General features: G+C 62.3%; 15 protein-coding genes. 3 read left to right on the top strand and 12 right to left on the bottom strand.

Annotated elements, in window-relative coordinates:
• Nucleotides 1–52: 52 nt before the first annotated feature.
• The 4 genes from D3878_RS17455 to D3878_RS17440 all read right to left on the bottom strand — a co-directional run bounded on the left by D3878_RS17455 (nt 53) and on the right by D3878_RS17440 (nt 3,521).
• Entirely contained in the window at nt 53–583 is a 531-nt protein-coding gene (locus D3878_RS17455) for a VOC family protein (protein WP_119786650.1), read from the bottom strand.
• A 125-nt stretch (nt 584–708) separates the two neighbouring features.
• Nucleotides 709–1,239, bottom strand: a complete 531-nt coding sequence (locus D3878_RS17450; protein ID WP_119786649.1) for a VOC family protein — start codon at nt 1,237–1,239, stop codon at nt 709–711.
• Nucleotides 1,236–2,693: an aromatic ring-hydroxylating oxygenase subunit alpha gene (locus D3878_RS17445; protein ID WP_147384016.1), complete on the bottom strand. Its 1,458-nt coding sequence runs from the start codon at nt 2,691–2,693 to the stop codon at nt 1,236–1,238. The genes D3878_RS17450 and D3878_RS17445 overlap by 4 nt, the downstream gene beginning before the upstream one ends.
• A gap of 30 nt (nt 2,694–2,723) precedes the next feature.
• Nucleotides 2,724–3,521: an SDR family oxidoreductase gene (locus D3878_RS17440; RefSeq protein ID WP_119786647.1), complete on the bottom strand. Its 798-nt coding sequence runs from the start codon at nt 3,519–3,521 to the stop codon at nt 2,724–2,726.
• Nucleotides 3,522–4,014: 493 nt separating this feature from the next.
• Here D3878_RS17440 and D3878_RS17430 point away from each other — a divergent pair, with 493 nt between their 5' ends.
• Nucleotides 4,015–4,215: a hypothetical protein gene (locus tag D3878_RS17430; RefSeq protein WP_199688196.1), complete on the top strand. Its 201-nt coding sequence runs from the start codon at nt 4,015–4,017 to the stop codon at nt 4,213–4,215.
• Between the two features lie 96 nt (nt 4,216–4,311).
• On the opposite strand, the gene D3878_RS17425 is transcribed toward D3878_RS17430, so the two are convergent.
• The 4 genes from D3878_RS17425 to argB are packed head-to-tail and all read right to left on the bottom strand — an operon-like array spanning nt 4,312 to nt 8,437.
• On the bottom strand, nt 4,312–6,210 hold the full coding sequence (locus D3878_RS17425; RefSeq protein WP_119786644.1) for a chorismate-binding protein: 1,899 nt from the start codon (nt 6,208–6,210) through the stop codon (nt 4,312–4,314).
• 53 nt (nt 6,211–6,263) lie between these two features.
• A complete protein-coding gene (gene slmA / locus D3878_RS17420) occupies nt 6,264–6,839 on the bottom strand; it encodes a nucleoid occlusion factor SlmA (RefSeq protein ID WP_119786643.1) in 576 nt (191 codons plus the stop codon).
• Nucleotides 6,840–6,860: 21 nt separating this feature from the next.
• The gene (locus D3878_RS17415; RefSeq protein ID WP_119786642.1) at nt 6,861–7,538 is read right to left on the bottom strand and encodes a pyrimidine 5'-nucleotidase; all 678 of its coding nucleotides are present in this window, start codon (nt 7,536–7,538) and stop codon (nt 6,861–6,863) included.
• Nucleotides 7,535–8,437: an acetylglutamate kinase gene (argB, locus tag D3878_RS17410; protein ID WP_119786641.1), complete on the bottom strand. Its 903-nt coding sequence runs from the start codon at nt 8,435–8,437 to the stop codon at nt 7,535–7,537. The genes D3878_RS17415 and argB overlap by 4 nt, the downstream gene beginning before the upstream one ends.
• Nucleotides 8,438–8,558: 121 nt before the next feature.
• Here argB and D3878_RS17405 point away from each other — a divergent pair, with 121 nt between their 5' ends.
• Nucleotides 8,559–9,137, top strand: a complete 579-nt coding sequence (locus D3878_RS17405; RefSeq protein WP_119786640.1) for a sigma-70 family RNA polymerase sigma factor — start codon at nt 8,559–8,561, stop codon at nt 9,135–9,137.
• A 2-nt stretch (nt 9,138–9,139) separates the two neighbouring features.
• Entirely contained in the window at nt 9,140–9,361 is a 222-nt protein-coding gene (locus D3878_RS17400; RefSeq protein WP_119786639.1) for a zf-HC2 domain-containing protein, read from the top strand.
• Nucleotides 9,362–9,421: 60 nt separating this feature from the next.
• On the opposite strand, the gene D3878_RS17395 is transcribed toward D3878_RS17400, so the two are convergent.
• From D3878_RS17395 to D3878_RS17380, 4 genes are read right to left on the bottom strand one after another with little or no spacing between them, the layout of a single operon-like run.
• Entirely contained in the window at nt 9,422–10,252 is an 831-nt protein-coding gene (locus tag D3878_RS17395; RefSeq protein WP_119786638.1) for an SPOR domain-containing protein, read from the bottom strand.
• Entirely contained in the window at nt 10,246–11,037 is a 792-nt protein-coding gene (locus D3878_RS17390; RefSeq protein ID WP_119786637.1) for a type III pantothenate kinase, read from the bottom strand. Before D3878_RS17390 ends, D3878_RS17395 begins: the two co-directional genes overlap by 7 nt.
• Nucleotides 11,021–11,845 carry a biotin--[acetyl-CoA-carboxylase] ligase gene (locus D3878_RS17385; protein WP_119786636.1) on the bottom strand — a complete coding sequence of 275 codons (825 nt, stop codon included), beginning with the start codon at nt 11,843–11,845 and terminating at the stop codon, nt 11,021–11,023. Before D3878_RS17385 ends, D3878_RS17390 begins: the two co-directional genes overlap by 17 nt.
• A gap of 48 nt (nt 11,846–11,893) precedes the next feature.
• The gene (locus tag D3878_RS17380; protein ID WP_119786635.1) at nt 11,894–16,483 is read right to left on the bottom strand and encodes an AAA family ATPase; all 4,590 of its coding nucleotides are present in this window, start codon (nt 16,481–16,483) and stop codon (nt 11,894–11,896) included.
• Between the last annotated feature and the right edge of the window lie 3 nt (nt 16,484–16,486).

The following is a 16,486-nucleotide window of genomic DNA, read 5'->3' as shown; positions in this document are numbered from 1 at the left end:
AATTGGTGATTGGAGCTTGTGGCTCTGCGGCCGTTGCGCTCCGGGAAAGATGTCATAGATTTAAGATCCGCTGTTGCCCATCCCAGGTGGCGCCGGCCATGCGAATCGATTCGAAGAGCTCCAGAACCGGCGCCCGCAACTCCAGGAATTCAAGAATGCCGGCAGGAGTTCCGGTATCCACATAGCAGATGCGGCCGCCCCCGGGCATATCCGCGCCCTGCAGGCGGCGGCCTCCTCGGGACTCGACGTAGGCAATGGCGGCCTCCAGATCATCAGTCAGGGCTGCCATATGATGAATGCCATGACCTTCAGGACGGCGGCGCGTGTAGATGGATGGCGTATCGTCATGCTGCAGAATCAGTTCGATCTGAAGGCCGTTTGAGAACGCTACCGCCGCAGTCATATTCACCGTCAACGGCTCATTTTCGTAGTAAGCGTTTTCCAGATCGGGACGCTTCAGGTAAAACGGGCCAACGCCCATTACACCAGTCCAATGATCGATGGCAGTGTCGAGATCATCGACAACGTAGGCGATCTGCATGATCGGACCCCACGGCCGCGCAGCAACTTCATTCTGATTCATGCCGGTTCCAGATAAAAATTGCAGTGCCCGATGAAAGCACTGATCCTGATTTTCCGATGACGCCACAGCATGACCTCTATGCGCCCAGAGCAGCACCCTGAGGTGACTGCTCCGGGCGGAATGGGTCAGAGCGTCATGATCCGTTGCTGCCCATCCCAGGCGGCGCCGGCGGCGCGGATCACATCGAATAGCTGCAGGACCTCCGGAGCCAGCTGGGCCAGCTCCAGAATGCCGGCAGGCGTGCCGGTATCGACATAGGCGATGCGTCCGCCACCCACGTCGGCGCCCTGAAGACGGCGACCGCCCCGGGCTTCGAGATAGTCAACGGCTGCATCGATATCCTCGGTCAGCGCCGCCAGATGGTGAACGCCATTGTCCTTGGGGCGTCGTTGCGTGAAGATGGATGGCGTGTCGTCGTGCTGCAGGATCAGCTCGACCTGAAGGCCACCTGAAAACGCCATGGCCGCGGTCATGTTCATCACTTGCGGTGCATTTTCGTAGTAGCCGTTTTCAAAAACGGGCCGCTCGATCAGAAAGAATGGACCGACACCCATCACACCTGTCCAGTAATCGATGGCAGCGTCCAGATCATCAACAACGTAGGCGATCTGCATGATCGGCCCCCACGGCCGTTTGGTGTTTTCGACCTGACTCATGCCTGCTCCAGATACGCGCGCAGCGTGTTATGAAAGTGCCTGACTCGAATTTCCTGATACTGCGACAAGGTGATCGGCGTATTGCCCGCCTTCAGGCCTTCCTGCAACAATTTGAGGTTTGCCACGTCCTGGTCATAAATGTCGCCGAGCCAGTCGGACAACTCAGGAATGTCGGCATAGCGCATATCCCCCATTTCCACCGGCTCAGCCGGCACAGGCCGCGCCTGCCCAGCCGGCACAGGCTTGAGAATCAACATGTCGAAAATACTGCTGTCCGGGTCATGCTTGTTGGGGCGGAAGCGATATACCACCGGGAAGCCGGTACTGCGGAACAGCACCATGTTGGGAAACAATGTGTACTGCATCGCATCGACCAATTCCGCGTCTGACAAGCCTGCCACATCACGACCCGCCTCGGTCAGCTGCGCGCGAGTCGTATCGGCCATGAACTGGCGGGCCGTCATACCTTCGGGCAAAGACGGGGCTTCCGTTGTTTGGCGCATGATCTCTGCAAACATGCTGTTGAAAATCTGCTGCTCGCTCAGCTTCTCTCCAAGACTGGCGCTGGCGATGCCGACCGGTTGCAGAAAACGGCTGGTGTGACGCCCTAATATATCGTATTGCGTGCTCTGTTCGTCAGAAAAATTGATTGTCTGCGGGTGTGTCTCGGCAACGTGAAAGGCCTCAAGAAATGCCTCGATCGATCCTTTCCAGTTTGACTGCAGGATCTTGCGATAGTAGCCGGCGACATAGAGGTTCTCGAAGTCGACGACGGCAAGTTGTCCCGGCAAATTTTCAATGTACTCTTCCAGGGACGGCGCCTCGGGATCGAGATTGATGAAAACGAACCCGCCCCACGTGCCGACGCGGACTTCCTGCAGACGGTGGGTTTCTTCGCTGACTTGCGGGAAATCCCAGCTGGAAGGAACCTTGTTGATACTGCCATTGAGATTCCATGTGAATCCATGATAGGGGCAGCGGATTTTCTGCAGGTGCGTGCTGGAGGAAGCGAGCTTCGTGCCGCGATGCGTACATGAATTGTAGTACGCCTTGATGGTGTTATCCTCGGCACGCACAATCAGAAACGACCAATCACCCAACTCATAGACAGCGACATCACCCGGCGACTCGATTTCCTCCTCACGGCAGGCGAACTGCCAGACACGCGACCATAGCCGCTCCAGCTCCAATCGGTGAAATGCCGGACTGGTATACATTTCACGGCCGGAACTCAACAATCCGAGATCATCCTTGCCAGCCTCAAGAAGATCCGGCGGCGTAGGATGCCGGTCTCGGGCAATGATGTCTTGATACACAGCCCAAGGGTCCGGTCTTGCGTTTTTGTTGTTTAACGGCTTGTTCATGATTGCATGTCTCCTATCAATAATGGCCCTGCACAGACCATCCACATCATCTCTGGTGCCGGCAAGGATCGCTCGTCCTTGCTCAGGCACTGCCTACGGGCATACGCCCCATTTGAATTGCTAGCTCGACAGGTGCGTCGTCGCTGCAGCGAAGGCATCGCCGAAATCGGCAAGTGTAGGATTGCCGCGCAGCGTCAGGCCACCGTTCACCTGCAGGTTCTGGCCAGTCATGAAGCATTCATCGCTGGCCAGCCACACAGCGGCATTGGCGATATCGTCGATTGTGCCGATACGGCCCAGCGGGTACCCTTTCTCAAAGGCTTTCAGCACTTCCGGAATGTTCAGCGAGTCTCCCGCCATCGCCGTGCGGGTCACGCCCGGTGAAATCGAATTGGCGCGAATGCCCTTGTGTCCGAATTCATTGGCGATGCAGCGAATGACATGGTCGATGCCGGCCTTGGTGCCCATGTAGGCAGCATGATTCTCCAGCATGATGGTGGCGGTGGCCGACGAGATCGTGATGATCGAGCCGCCATTTGTCATGGCCTTGACCAACGCCTGCATGAACTGGAACGGGCCCTTGAACTGCACGTCCAGCATGCGGCGCAGGTCTTCCTCGGTGGTTTCCTCGAACGGCTTGAGCAGTCCCCAACCGGTGGCATTGATGCCGACGTCGATTTTTCCGAAACGTTTGACAGTCGCAGCCACCAGCGCATTGATTTCGTCCTGCTTGGTGATATCGCATAGCTGATATGCACCACCGATTTCGGCAGCAAACTCTTCCAATTGGGCAGCATGGCGACCCGAGACCATGACTTTTGCACCCTCGGCCGCAAAGCGTCGGGCGATCCCCTGGGCCATATTGCCTTTACCGGCAGCACCGGTGACAAGAACCACTTTTCCATCAAACTTTGCCATATCTACATGCTCCTAAATAATTATTGGCATCTCATGCAAGCTGCCTTTTGATTTGAGATTCATTGCGCGCTTTGGGTGACCGGGTTAGACTGGCACAGTGCAATGAAAACATCGTACCCTTACCTATTGTATGCGTCAATACATAATTATGTTCAAATGAATGGCGCCAAAACAGGAATTTTTGTTGCAAATCAATGCCGAAATTCATCGGATCTTCCTGAATTCCACCAAATTAAATTATGTTTGCATACTTTAATTTAGCAGTCAATAAAATCGCCCCATTCCTTATAAAAACTAAACAGCCGGGCAAGAATGTTTCCCTTGCTAAAGGATTGAATCCACTGCCGATGGACAAGATGATCTAGCGCACCGCCGACAGTCTTTTGGGCGGATGTGACCGCCAGCGGATAGAACCGGCATTTCCGGATGCTGGTCAAAGGCAACAGCAGCCAATCAAACGACTGCTTACTCATTCGATACAAAGGTAAAAATCATGGCCAAGAAAGAAAAACTGGACCCGGAAACGGAAGCGCTGATCAAGTGGTGTATCGAGGTGGAAGGTTTTCTGGTGGCGGGCGGCGCTACCGTAGCGCAAGCCCAGGAGCATATCGAAGAAGAGGTGGAATGGTTCACGGACCAGTTTTATGACGGCTTGACGCCGGAAGAAGCCGCGCAAGCGGCCTTGAAAGACTGACTGGATACCCAAACCATTCACAGGCCAATTTCGATAAGCACTGGCCAAATTGCCAGTAATCGCCCGAATGGCGCGCCAGGCCTGGCTTACAGGAAATTAGATCGATGCGGAAAGGGTGGCGCGCAAGGCGCCGCGCAGTGCATTGCACACCACGATTTCTTCGGCGGCGCGCAAGTCTGCCAGCGTGATGCGGGCTTCGGCGGCCTGCCATGCCGGGTCGTCCAGCAGGACCGCGCGCATCACGCCCGGCAGTAAACCGGCTGTCACCGGCGGCGTCAGCCAGCGCCCGTGCAGCTTGATGAACAGGCTGCTGCGCGCACCCTCGGTCAATTCGCCGGCTTCATTGTGAAACAGCATGTCGAACGCACCCTGCGCCTCGGCTTGTTTCCAGGCCGCGTCATAGGTCTGGCGCAGGGTGGTTTTGTGACGTAAAAACAGATCGTCCGAGCGCATCGCCTGCGCTGCCAATAAAACCTTCACCGGCTCTGCCAGCGGCGTCAGCGGCGCGGTCTGGATCGACGCCCTGCCATCCTGGGACAATGCCAGGCGCAGACGGTGCGGACCTGGCGCCAGCTGGGCGAAAGCCTGGCGCACCTGTTCGCGCAGCGCCGGCTCATCCCAGGCAAAGCCGAAATACCGGGCGGAGGCGCGCAGGCGTTGCAGGTGCCGCTCCAGGTAGGGGCAGCCCGCTGCGCTGGCCTGCATGGTTTCCAGCAGTTCGAAATCCTGGCGCAGGCCGGTCAAAAAGTGCGCCTTCAACAGGCATTCGGCATATTCCTGGTCGGCCTGGCTGTCGTGCACGATGCCGGCGCCCACACCCATTTCGCCGGCGCGCACGCCGCCTTGCGGCGCCTGCAGTACCAGGGTGCGAATCGGCACCGACAGGCAAAAGTCGCCGAAGCCCTGCCCTTCCGCAGGAGTCTCGAACCAGCCGATCGCCCCGGTATACAAGCCGCGCGCATCCGGCTCCAGCTCACGGATGATCTGCATGGTGCGACGCTTGGGCGCACCAGTGATCGAGCCGCACGGGTACAGCGCCGCCAGCAGTTGCGCCAGCGTGACTTCCGCGCGCGCACGCGCGCGCACCGTCGAGGTCATTTGCAAGACCTCGCCGTAACGGCTGACTTCGAACAGTTGCGGCACGCGTACCGACCCTGGCTGCGCGATGCGGCCGAGGTCGTTGCGCAACAGGTCGACGATCATGAGGTTTTCCGCGCGGTTTTTCGGGTCCGTCGCCAGCGCCTGCGCGCGTGCCGCATCCTGGGCGGCATCGCCGCTGGCGGCGGCCGTGCCTTTCATCGGGCGCGCGGTCAGCTCGCCGTTGTCGTTGCGCACGAACAGCTCGGGTGAGAACGACAGCACGCTGCGGCCATCCGGCAGCGCGATCAGGGCGCCGTAGGGTACCGGCTGGCTGGCGCGCAGGCGGCGGTACAGGGTAAGCGCGGGGCCGTAGGCATCGAAGCGCAGGCGGTAGGTATAGTTGACCTGATAAGTGTCGCCCGCCTCGAGGTAGCGGTGAATGCGGCCGATGGCATCATGGAATTGCTGCTCGTTGACGCTGGGCAGCAAGCCGGCGATGCCGGCCACTGCCTGGTCGCCGCCGGCGCCGCCTGCCCCGACTTCCCCGGCTTCCCCGACCGCTGCGGCTTCCTGCTGCGCCAGCCAGTGCGCTACTTCGTTTGCCGTCAGCTTGCGGCAATCCTCGAACAGCAAGACCAGCGCCACGCCGGGAGCGCCGGGGCGCGGCGTTATGCCGTGCAACTGCGCTCCCAGCTCGTAGTCAAACAGGGCCAGCGCATGGCGCCCCTGCGCCAGCTCCTGCTGCATGCTGTCGAGGAACCCCGGCAGTTGCGCCGCATCGGCACAGGCGAGCGTGCCGACGTAGCCGGTCAACAGGCGCGAGCGGGCATCGGTGGCGCCGGCGTCGTCGAGCAGGGCGAAGCAGGGCCTGCCTTGGGCGGCAGGTGGCGGTGGAGAGGAGCCGGGCGAAAACATGGAGTGCGGGATCGGGACAGAGGACCGGCAAGCCGCGCCAGGAACGGCCGCGCTCAGGCCAGCAGCATGGCCAGCTGCGCCGGCGCCCCGTCGGCCAGGCTATGCCGGAAACCGGTCTTGGCGAAACGGTGCCAGCGGCCGATGACGTAGCTGGCGATGATGCCGGCGCGGGCGGCGGCTTGCGCCTCGTCGCCCTGCCCTTGCGTCGCGGCCAGGCGCAGCGCCTGCTTCAAGGCCAGTTCAACGCGGTCGACGAACTGGTTCATGCGCGCCTGCAGCCGCTCATCTTCGTTGACCAGGGCGTCGCCGATGATCACGCGCGTCATGCCGCGGTTGCGCTCGGCGAAATTGAGCAGCATGGCGGCAATCGCATGCGCCTGCTGCAAGCCGTTTTCCTCGCGCTCGGTAATCTGGTTGATGAGGCCGAAGATGGTCGATTCGATAAACTCGATCAGGCCCTCGAACATCTGCGCCTTGCTGGCGAAATGCCGGTACAGCGCCGCTTCCGACACTTCCAGCCGCGCCGCCAGCGCGGCGGTGGTGATTTTTGCGCCCTTGGGCTGTTCCAGCATGGAGGCCAGGGTTTGCAGGATCTGCAGCTTGCGTTCACCCGGTTTGGTGGTTGCCATGGTCGTTTGATTTTTCAGCAGTTAGCGCAGCCGGGACAGGCTGGCAGGGAGTCGTCGCACTGATTTTACTTTGACATCGACATAAGCGGGGAGCTTTGTCATGTCGGCGGCGAGGTAGCCGGTGACCCATGCGGTGCGCATTCCCACGCTCCTGGCTGCCTTCAGGTTGACGACAGTGTCTTCCACGAGAATGGCGCGGGACGGCGCAATGCGGTGCTGCGCCAGCAGCTTGCGCAGCAGCAGCTTCGAGGGCTTGGGACGCAGCTGGCCATGCACCCACATGGATTCGATCGGAATGTGGTGGGCGAAATGGCGGTGCAGGCCGAGGTGGCGCAGGACGTCGTGCGCGTAGCGGCGCGGGGCATTGGTCAGCAGGATCTTGCGCCCCGGCAGGCGCCGCAGCAGGCGCGCCAGGCCGCGTTCGGCGCGGATCATGCCGGCCAGGTCATCGAAGCGGTGCGCCTCGCGCAGGAAGTCTTCCGGGCGCACGTCGTGGTGGCGCACCATGCCCAGCAGGGTGGCGCCGTAGCGCTTCCAGTAATCCGTGCGCACGGCATTGACATAGGCCGGGTCGGCCGGCGTGTCGCCGTCGCCCAGCACCTGCGCCAGGTACGCGTTCATGTTGGCGTGAATCGCCGGGAAGATCGCGTGCGAGGCGTTGTGCAGGGTATTGTCGAGGTCGAAAAGCCAGGTAATCAATGTGAACGGATCATGGTGCCGAAGGCTTGCTCGGTCAACACTTCCAGCAGCAGCGAATGTTCGATGCGGCCGTCAATGATGTGCACGGTATTGACGCCCGACTTGGCGGCATCCAGCGCCGACGAAATTTTCGGCAGCATGCCGCCGGAAATCGTGCCGTCGGCGAACATCTCGTCGATCTCGCGCGCCGACAGGTCGGTCACCAGCTTGCCGCTCTTGTCCTGCACGCCGGCGATATTGGTCATCATGATCAGTTTTTCGGCTTTCAGGATCTCGGCAATCTTGCCGGCCACCACATCGGCGTTGATGTTGTAGGCCTGGCCATCCTCGCCGAAACCGATGGGCGAGATGATCGGGATGAAAGCGTCGTCCTGCAGCGCCTTGACCACTGCCGGATTGATCGCCTCGATTTCGCCAACGAAACCGATATCGAGGAATTCGCCCGGCTTTTCGCGGTCGGGCATCTGCATCTTGCGCGCGCGGATCAGGCCGCCGTCCTTGCCGGTCAGCCCGACCGCCTGGCCGCCGTAATGGTTGATCAGCATGACAATATCCTGCTGCACCTCGCCGCCCAGCACCCATTCGACCACTTCCATGGTTTCCTCGTCGGTGATACGCATGCCTTGCACGAAACTGCCCTGCTTGCCGATCTTCCTCAGGGCATTGTCGATCTGCGGACCACCGCCATGCACCACCACCGGATTCATGCCGACAAGTTTGAGCAAAATGACATCACGGGCGAAGCCGTGCTTCAGGTGCTCTTCGGTCATGGCGTTGCCGCCGTACTTGACGACGATGGTCTTGCCGTGGAACTTGCGGATGTAAGGCAGTGCCTGGGCGAGAATCTCGGCCTTGATTTGCGGCGATACGGCGGCGAGATCGGGGTGTGGGGTGGTCATGGCGGGTCCTGAAAAAATATTTCCGCGATTTTACAGCGAATGCGCAGGTTTTTCCCGGCGATTTTCTTGTGTTTCGCCGGTCAATCCGCTAGTCTTTTGTCCAATCGACACGTGCAACGTCATGCTAACACCTATTACCGAACAACTTGAATCATTGCGCCCGGTCCTGTTGCGCTTCGCCCGCCTGCAATTGCGCAACGACGCCATGGCCGACGACGTGGTGCAAGAGGCGCTGATGGCCGTGCTGGAAAAACCGGACAGCTACGCCGGACAATCGTCGCTGCGTACTTATGTCATTGGCATCATGAAGCACAAGATCGTCGATGTCTTGCGCCATGCCGGGCGCAACCGCCAATTCGACGAGAGCGACGATGCGTCCGCGGAAGACCTGGCCGATACGCTGTTCGCCGCCGACGGCCACCCGCTGCAACGGCCGCGCCATTGGGGCAATCCGGATGCCGCGCTGGAACAGCAGGATTTTTTCAGGGTGATGGAACTGTGCCTGGAAAAACTTCCGCCAAAAACCGCACGCATCTTCATGATGCGCGAATGGCTGGAACTGGAGACCGAGGAAATCTGCAAGGAACTGGATATTTCTACGTCCAATGCCTGGGTCATGCTCTATCGCGCACGGCTGCGCCTGCGCGAATGCCTGGATTTGCACTGGTTCGGTGACCGCGTCGTACAGAAAAAGATATAACTATGGGATTCAAGCTCACTTGCAAGGAAGCGCACCGCCTGACCTCGGAAAGCTTCGACCGCGATCTGTCGCTGATGGAGCGCACCCGCCTGCGCGCGCACGTCATGCTGTGCGACGCCTGCCATAACTTCACCGGCCAGATGCAACTGATCCGGCAGACCATGCACAAGTTCGACAGCACCCACCAGCCCAAGGCGAAGAGCCTGGACGATACCTGGTCATGAGCCGCTGCGCGCACCTGGCATAAACGGCTTGCCCCGTCCGGCCGGCATCGCCCTCAGGACTTATGCGGCGCAATTGTGCTGCTGTTGCTGCGGGAAATCGGTCTTGATCTTCTCCACCTTTTCCCGCCCGGCGGCGTCCAGCGCGCGCAACTGGAATGCGACTTTGTTGACCGCATTGCGCGCACCAATGCGGCCGCTGCGCACACCCTGCTGTTTGAGCTGCTCCAGCCGTTTTTTAGCCGCTTCTTCCGTGCTGAAAATGCCGAGCGAAATTCCCCAACGCATCTCGGACTGGTCCTGGATCATGTAAAAATCGGTAACGCCGAGGCCGCGCAACTGATCGACTTTCCGGTCAGCGTTCTCCTTGCTGCCCTGCGGCGGGATGTACACCATGTGGCTGCTGACTTCACGGATCACGCGCCGCGACAGGCGCGCACCCGGCGTCAGCGCTGCCAGCCGCGCCTCGAAACGGCCAGCGTCGGCCTCGCTGAAATTGCCGATTTCGGTACAGACGAGACGATCCGCTTTCTTGTTGGCTTCCACTTTCTTGTCGGCGTCGGCCTTCTTCTCGGCTTCGGCTTTCTTGTCGGCATCCGGTTTTACTTCGACCACCGGCAAGGCAGCATCCGCCGCAGCGACCAGCGTAGCGGCTGCGGCAACGGGCTCGGCCTTACTGGCCGGATCGATGGCGGGATTGGCTGCCGGGCTGGCCGGCGCCTGGTTCGCTGGCCTGGCGTCCGCCGGCAGCAGCCGGATCTTGTCGGCGTTGATCTGCTGCGCCAGGCGTGCCGGTTCGCGGCTGACCGGAAGCAAGCTGTCAAGATGGCCCTGGTGGTAGGCGAACAAGGCGCCATTGATCAACAGCAGCGCCCAGAAAATAAATTTCAGCATGGTGATTGCGTCAAAGTGAGTACCGCCTGCAAACCGATCAGCACCAGGTTATCCACCTGCCGCGCGACGACCGGAAGATGCGGACTGATCGCGCCAGCCGCCCCTCCCGAAAGGATGCATTGCAAACGACCGGCGTCTTCCTCCAGCAGCGCTGCGTGCGCAGCGAGTGCGCGTCCGATTGCCCCTGCCTGGGCCGCAATGCAGCCACTGGCGATGGCGTCATGGGTATTGTCGGCAAAAGGCTGCGCGCCCACATTATATTGTGGCACTTGCGGCAACTGCGCGGTATTTCGCGCCAGCGAGGATGCCATCAAACCCAGTCCCGGCAGGATCATCCCGCCGCGGAAGCGGCCATCGGCATCAAGCGCATCGACCGTGGTGGCGGTGCCGCAGGTGGCAACCAGCAGCGGCACGCCGGGAAACAGCGCGCGCGCGCCGATCAGCGCGGCGAAACGGTCGCAGCCCAGTTGCGCCGGATCGCGGTAGCCATTCCTGACACCGGCCAGTTCCGCCTGCGAGGCAAACCAGGTCAGCGGCACCGGCTTCATTCCCAGCGCGCGCAAGGCCATGCGTTCCAGCGCCGCGCGCATTTCCGCTCCCGCCACGTTGGAGATCAGCACGCGGGAAATATCCTCCCCCTTGATCGCATCGGCCATCTGGCATATGTCTTCGTTACGCACCGAGCCGTAACCTGACCAGTGCCCGAGTTCGGCATGACCCAGCCGCGCCGGCTGCATCAGCGCCCACTTGATGCGGGTATTGCCCGCGTCAACCAGCAACAACATGGCTTACGCCTCCTTCATCTTTCATGCGCAGCGACACGTCGCCGGCCAGCACCGGCACCCGGCCGTCGGCCGTATCCAGCAACAGCTGGCCTTGTGCATCCACGCCCACGGCCACGCCTTCCAGTACGATGCGGTCGTGGTCAAGGATTTGCACGGCTTGCCCGGCCCAGGCATGCAGGGCATTCCAGCGCGTCATGAATGCAGCAAATCCCTCGCGCTCGAATTGCAGCAAGGCGCCGGCCAGGCCGTTCAAGAGCAAGCCCAGCAAACGGTTACGGTCCTGTATCGCCGCTCCCGGCAACGCTGCCGCCGGCCGGCCGATTTGCCGCGCCAGTTCTTCCGGCAGCGCCAGGTTCATGCCCACGCCGATGACTGCCCACAGCTGCTGGCCGCCGCCGCTTTTTTCCAGCGCAGTCTCGATCAGGATGCCGCCCAGCTTGGCGCCGTCCATCAGCAAGTCGTTTGGCCATTTCAGCCGCACCGGCACTGCGCACGAGGCCAGCGTATCGGCCAGCGCCACCCCGACCGCCAGCGGCAAGCCGGACAGTTCGCGCAGCGACCGCCGCACCGGCCAGGCCAGCGAAAAAGTCAGGCTGGCGCCGGCGTCAGACATCCAGGTGCGCCCGGCGCGGCCGCGGCCGGCGGTTTGCGACGCGGCCGCCAGCAGGGTCGGCTGCACCAGCTGCCCGACCCTGGCCAGCAAGTCTGCGTTGGTGGAAGCGGTCTGGCCGACGACTTCGACGGCGACATGGGACGCCGCAGTTTGTGCCCAGGCGGCGATGGCAGCAGCGGATAAGGAAGCATTCATGCTGCGCATTGTAGCTTAGCGGGAATTGTCGCGACAGCAAACGCTCGTTCAGGAGGCCAGCGTAAAGAAGAAGGCAGCGCCCTTGCCTGGCTCGGCCTGCGCCCAGATGCGCCCGCCATGGCGGTGGATAATGCGTTGTGCGGTGGCCAGGCCAATGCCGTGTCCCTCAACATCGGCATGCAGGCGCTGGAATGCGTGGAACAGCTTGCCGGCGCGCGCCATATCGAAGCCGGCACCGTTGTCGCGCACGCAGTAAACCATCTCACCTTCCCGCTGCTCAGCCTCGAAGGCGATTTCGGCAGCCGCGGCACCGACACTGTACTTCCAGGCATTGCCAAGCAGATTGTCCAGCGTCACCCGCATCAGCCGGGCATCGGCACGCGCCCGCAAGCCCGGCGCGACCAGCAGCCGGACGCTGCGCTGCGGTGCGCGCTGGCGCAACTCTTCCAGCACTTCCTGCGCCATCGCCGACAGATCGATTTCTTCCGTCGCCAGCGCGCCGCGCGTCTGCCGCGACATATGCAGCATTGCATCGATCATGCCGCCCATGCGGTGCGCGGCATTGCGCACGCGCCGCAAGTAATCCAGCGCCTGCGCATCCAGCCCCGCGCCATAATCCTCCGTCAGGGCCTGGCTGAAGCCATCGATGCTGCGCAGCGGCGCGCGCAGGTCATGCGAGATTGAATAGGCAAAGGAATCGAGCTCCTGATTGGCCGCGGCCAGGTCGCTGGTGCGGCGGACCACGCGCTGTTCCAGTTCCTCGTTCAACTGGCGCAAGGCGCGTTCTGCATTGCGCTGGTCGGTCATGTCGGTGCCGATGCCAATGCTGCCGATTGGCCGGCCGTCAGGATCGCGCAGCAGCGAACTGGACCAGGCGATCAGACGTTCCTGCCCTTCCCTGGTACGCAGCCTGGCCAGGCTGTTGAAATGACCGTGCGCCTGCAGTTCCGCGCGCAGCATGGCCTGTTGGCCGGCGCCCTGCTCCTGCGGCGACAGCAACACGCGCGTCCAGTCCTTGCCGATCAATTCATCCTCGGCATAGCCGAACAGCTCGCACAGGAAGGGATTGACATACTCGATCGCGCCGGACAGATCCAGCGTCATCACCGCCATGCGGGCATGTTCGAGAAAGGTGCGCCAGCGCCGCTCGCCTTCGCGCGCAACTTTTTCGGCACGGCTGCGTTCGACGATCTGCTGTTCGAGATCGGCATACAGCAGCGCGTTCTCGATCGCCGTACCGAGCTGGCGCAACAGCGATTCCAGCAGCGACAAGGTGGCGGCAAAGGAGTCGCCCTGTTCGCGTTCCATATAGAGGGCGCCGAGCAGGCGGCCATGGCGCAGGATCGGCAGGCACAGAACGGCGGCGGCCGGATGCCGGTGCCAGCAGGCATGGGCGCCATATTGCGGATGATGCGCGGGCGCGGCCAACACCATCGGCTGATGCAGCGCGCAACTGTCGGAAATCAGCTGCGCCGGATAGTCCTCGGCATGCTGCAGCGCCGGCGGCAATGGATAGTCGTCACCGGCAACGCGCTGGGTGCTCTGGCCTTCCAGCATCAACTCGCCTTCCCGTACGATAAAGGCGGCAACCCGGCTGGCGCCGGTAGTGCGGGCAAGCAAGGGCAGCAATTGGCGCAACAGGCCATCCAGATGGATGTCGCCCAGCGCGGACAGGATGGCTTGCGTGGCGTTCGTTACCGCATCGCCGTCGACATGACCTGGCAACACCGCATGTTCCGGATATCGCGCCCGCAGCTGATGGACCTTGGTCGGCGCGCCCCAGTCCTGGTAGGCGCCAACCGCTTCCTGCAGGTAGGCGCGCGCCTGGTGCTGCAGTTTCAGATCGAGGAAATAGTCGCCGATCCGCTCGAGGGCCAGCGCCAGCAAGAGCCCATGCTGGCGCTGGCGCGCCTGGTCGATGGCGCCAAGATAGGCCGCCAGCGCCGCGTCCACCTGGCCGCGGGAGCGCAGCAGTTCGGCGCGCAGCAGCAGCGCGCGGTGGCCGAAGTTTGCAGGGCAGGCCGCACCCCATTCTGCCATTTTCTGCACGCCGGCCGGCAAGGCCTGGTGGTCGCCGGCGGCATGCAGGATCAGCGTGCGCCAGAAATGGTGCTCGGGAATGGCGAACTGCCCCGTCACCGCCTCGAGATTGGCGTCGGCATGGACGATCCAGCGCTGCGCCAATGCCAGCTCGCCGTGCATGTATGCCAGGATCGCCTGCAGCAAGCCAAACCAGTGGTAGGGAGACTTGGCCGGCAGGGATTGCAGATGCGCCTCGAAGGCATGGTCATCGAAATCCTCGCCGGCCAGCCGGGCCGGTGCGACGGTCCGTCCCTGCCATGCGCGCAGCCACTGCCGGTTCATCGCGTACATGGCGACAATCGGCACCGAATTGATCTGCTGGATCACCGGGTCGGTTCGTTCCCACAGCTGCAGCAATGCCGGCACCGTTTCGCCGGCCATGATGCGTGCCCGAAAACTGAAACTCAGGGCAAGTCCGATGTAGACCTTGTCGGCATTGGCGAGCGCCAGCTCATAGCTGCGCTCCAGCGCCTGCAGGCCGACCGCGACCGGCTGGGTCCAGTGCGCAACCATCGAGCCGTAACTGTAGTCGATGCGCAAGCGCAATTGCGTGTCGTCGATCTGCTGCGCCAGTTGCAGCGCGGCCTGCGCATGCTGCTCGGCTTCCGCATACGCGCCGTGGCGCGAAATCAGGAGGACGGAAAAATTCATCATGCCGAACGCCAGTGCCGCCTTGTGTCGGGCCGCAAGACCGAACTCGAGCAAGCGCAGCGTGATATAGGCATAGGAATGCTTGCCCAACTGGTAGCCGGCAACGTATAGCCCTAACAGCAAGTCGGCGACCGCCTCCTGCTCTGCGCTGCAATGCGCCGGCTCATCGAACAGGCGCACTGCAGTCGCCAGCCTTTGGCGCAACAGCGGCTCCTCGCGCTCGATGGCGGCAGCCATCGCATCATTGTCGCCGCCCAGGGCGATACCGAATTCGGCCAGGCAGGTACTGCCATAATCCCAGGCATCGCGCGCGTGGCCGCCGTTGAGCGCGAACATGATCATAATGCCGTAAATACGGGCGCGGTCGAGCCGTTCACGCGCGTGCGCCAGGGCTTCGTCGAACAGCTGGCCGGCCAGTTTCAGCTCACCTGTGGCATAGGCGCACTCGGCGCTTTCCTTCACCAGCTCGAAAATGAGCGGATAGTGGCTGCGCCAGGCCGACTCGGGCAACAGCGTGTGGCCGGCGCGAAAATACCCGAGTGCCGCTTCAAAGGCTGCCGCATTTTTGGCGCGGCGACCGGCGCGCAGGTTGAGGTCGGCCACCGTCAGCCGCTCCTCTGGCGTCAGCAATTCGATGGCCTGGTTGAATTGCGCCGCCAGATCGAAGCTGGCCGCGTCCAGCGCCTGCGCCGTGGTGGCGGCCAGCAGCAGGCGACCGATGCGCAGATGCTGCTCGCGCCGTTGCTCTTCCGGCAGCAGCCGGTAAGCGGCCTGCTGGATACGGTCGTGCGCAAAGCGCCAGTTGCCGTCGCGTACATGCTCGGTCAGCTGCGCATCCTTGGTGCGCGCCAGCTGGCTTTGCACCTGCTCACGCGCCAGACCGAGGATGCACATCAGCTCGTCCTCGCCGAATTCGGTACCCATGCTGGCCGCGCACGACAGCAGGCCTTGCTGCTCCAGCGACAGTTCGCGCAGCCGCGCTTCCATGAAGCAGAGGATGTTGTCTGCCAGGCGCGCTTCGGCCAGGCGCGCCGCATCCCACTGCCAGGCGCCGCCGTCCCGGTGCAATACGGCGCGTTCACGCAAGGTGCCGAGCAACTGACTGACGAACAGGGGATTGCCTTCCGATTGCTGCTGTAGCCAGGCGGCCGCAGCTGGAGATTCGACGCCGTAGACATCCGCCAGCCATTCCTCGATGTCGGCGGCCGACAGCGGCGCCAGCCGGATACGCACGGGCGGCAGCGCCTGCTTCTCCAGGGTTTCCAGCAATTGCGTCAAGGGATGCAGCGCGGTCACCTCATTGTCGCGGAAGGTGCCCAGCACGATCAGTTGGCCGAGGCGCGCAGCGCCATCGAGATTGCGCAACAGGCGCAGGGTGCCGACGTCGGCCCATTGCAGGTCGTCGAGGAACAGCAGCAACGGATGGCCATCCCTGGCAAAGCAGCCGATGAAGTGTGCGAACGCCGCTTCCAGGCGCTCCTGCGCTTGCTGCGGCGGCAGCGGCGCAGGCACCGGCAAGGCCCCCAGCAGGAAGACAAGTTCCGGCAAGACGTCGGTCAGTGGCGCCAATTGCGATTCGGCGCCGCCGCGCAGTATGTCGCGCCATTCCAGCCGCAGCGGCTCCGGCAAGACCATCACCGCCTGCAGCAGCTTGCGCAGGGCGACGATCAGCGCGCCATACGGCGTCTGGCGATGAAACTGCTCGAACTTGCCGGCGCCATACTGTGTCGGCGACAGCTGCAGCGCGGCGCGCACGAAGGCGACCAGGCTGGTCTTGCCGATGCCGGCGGGCCCTTCGGTCAGTATCCATACCGGATGTTCCGGATTAACCTGGCGGCAGGCATGGGTCAGCCTGGCGATCGCCTTGCGTCGCCCATACAGCGGGGCAGGTGTCAGCGCGGCCACCGG

It is taken from the genome of Noviherbaspirillum sedimenti (genome assembly GCF_003590835.1).
GTDB lineage: Bacteria > Pseudomonadota > Gammaproteobacteria > Burkholderiales > Burkholderiaceae_D > Paucimonas > Paucimonas sedimenti.
This window is presented reverse-complemented; position numbering and strand designations above follow the sequence as displayed.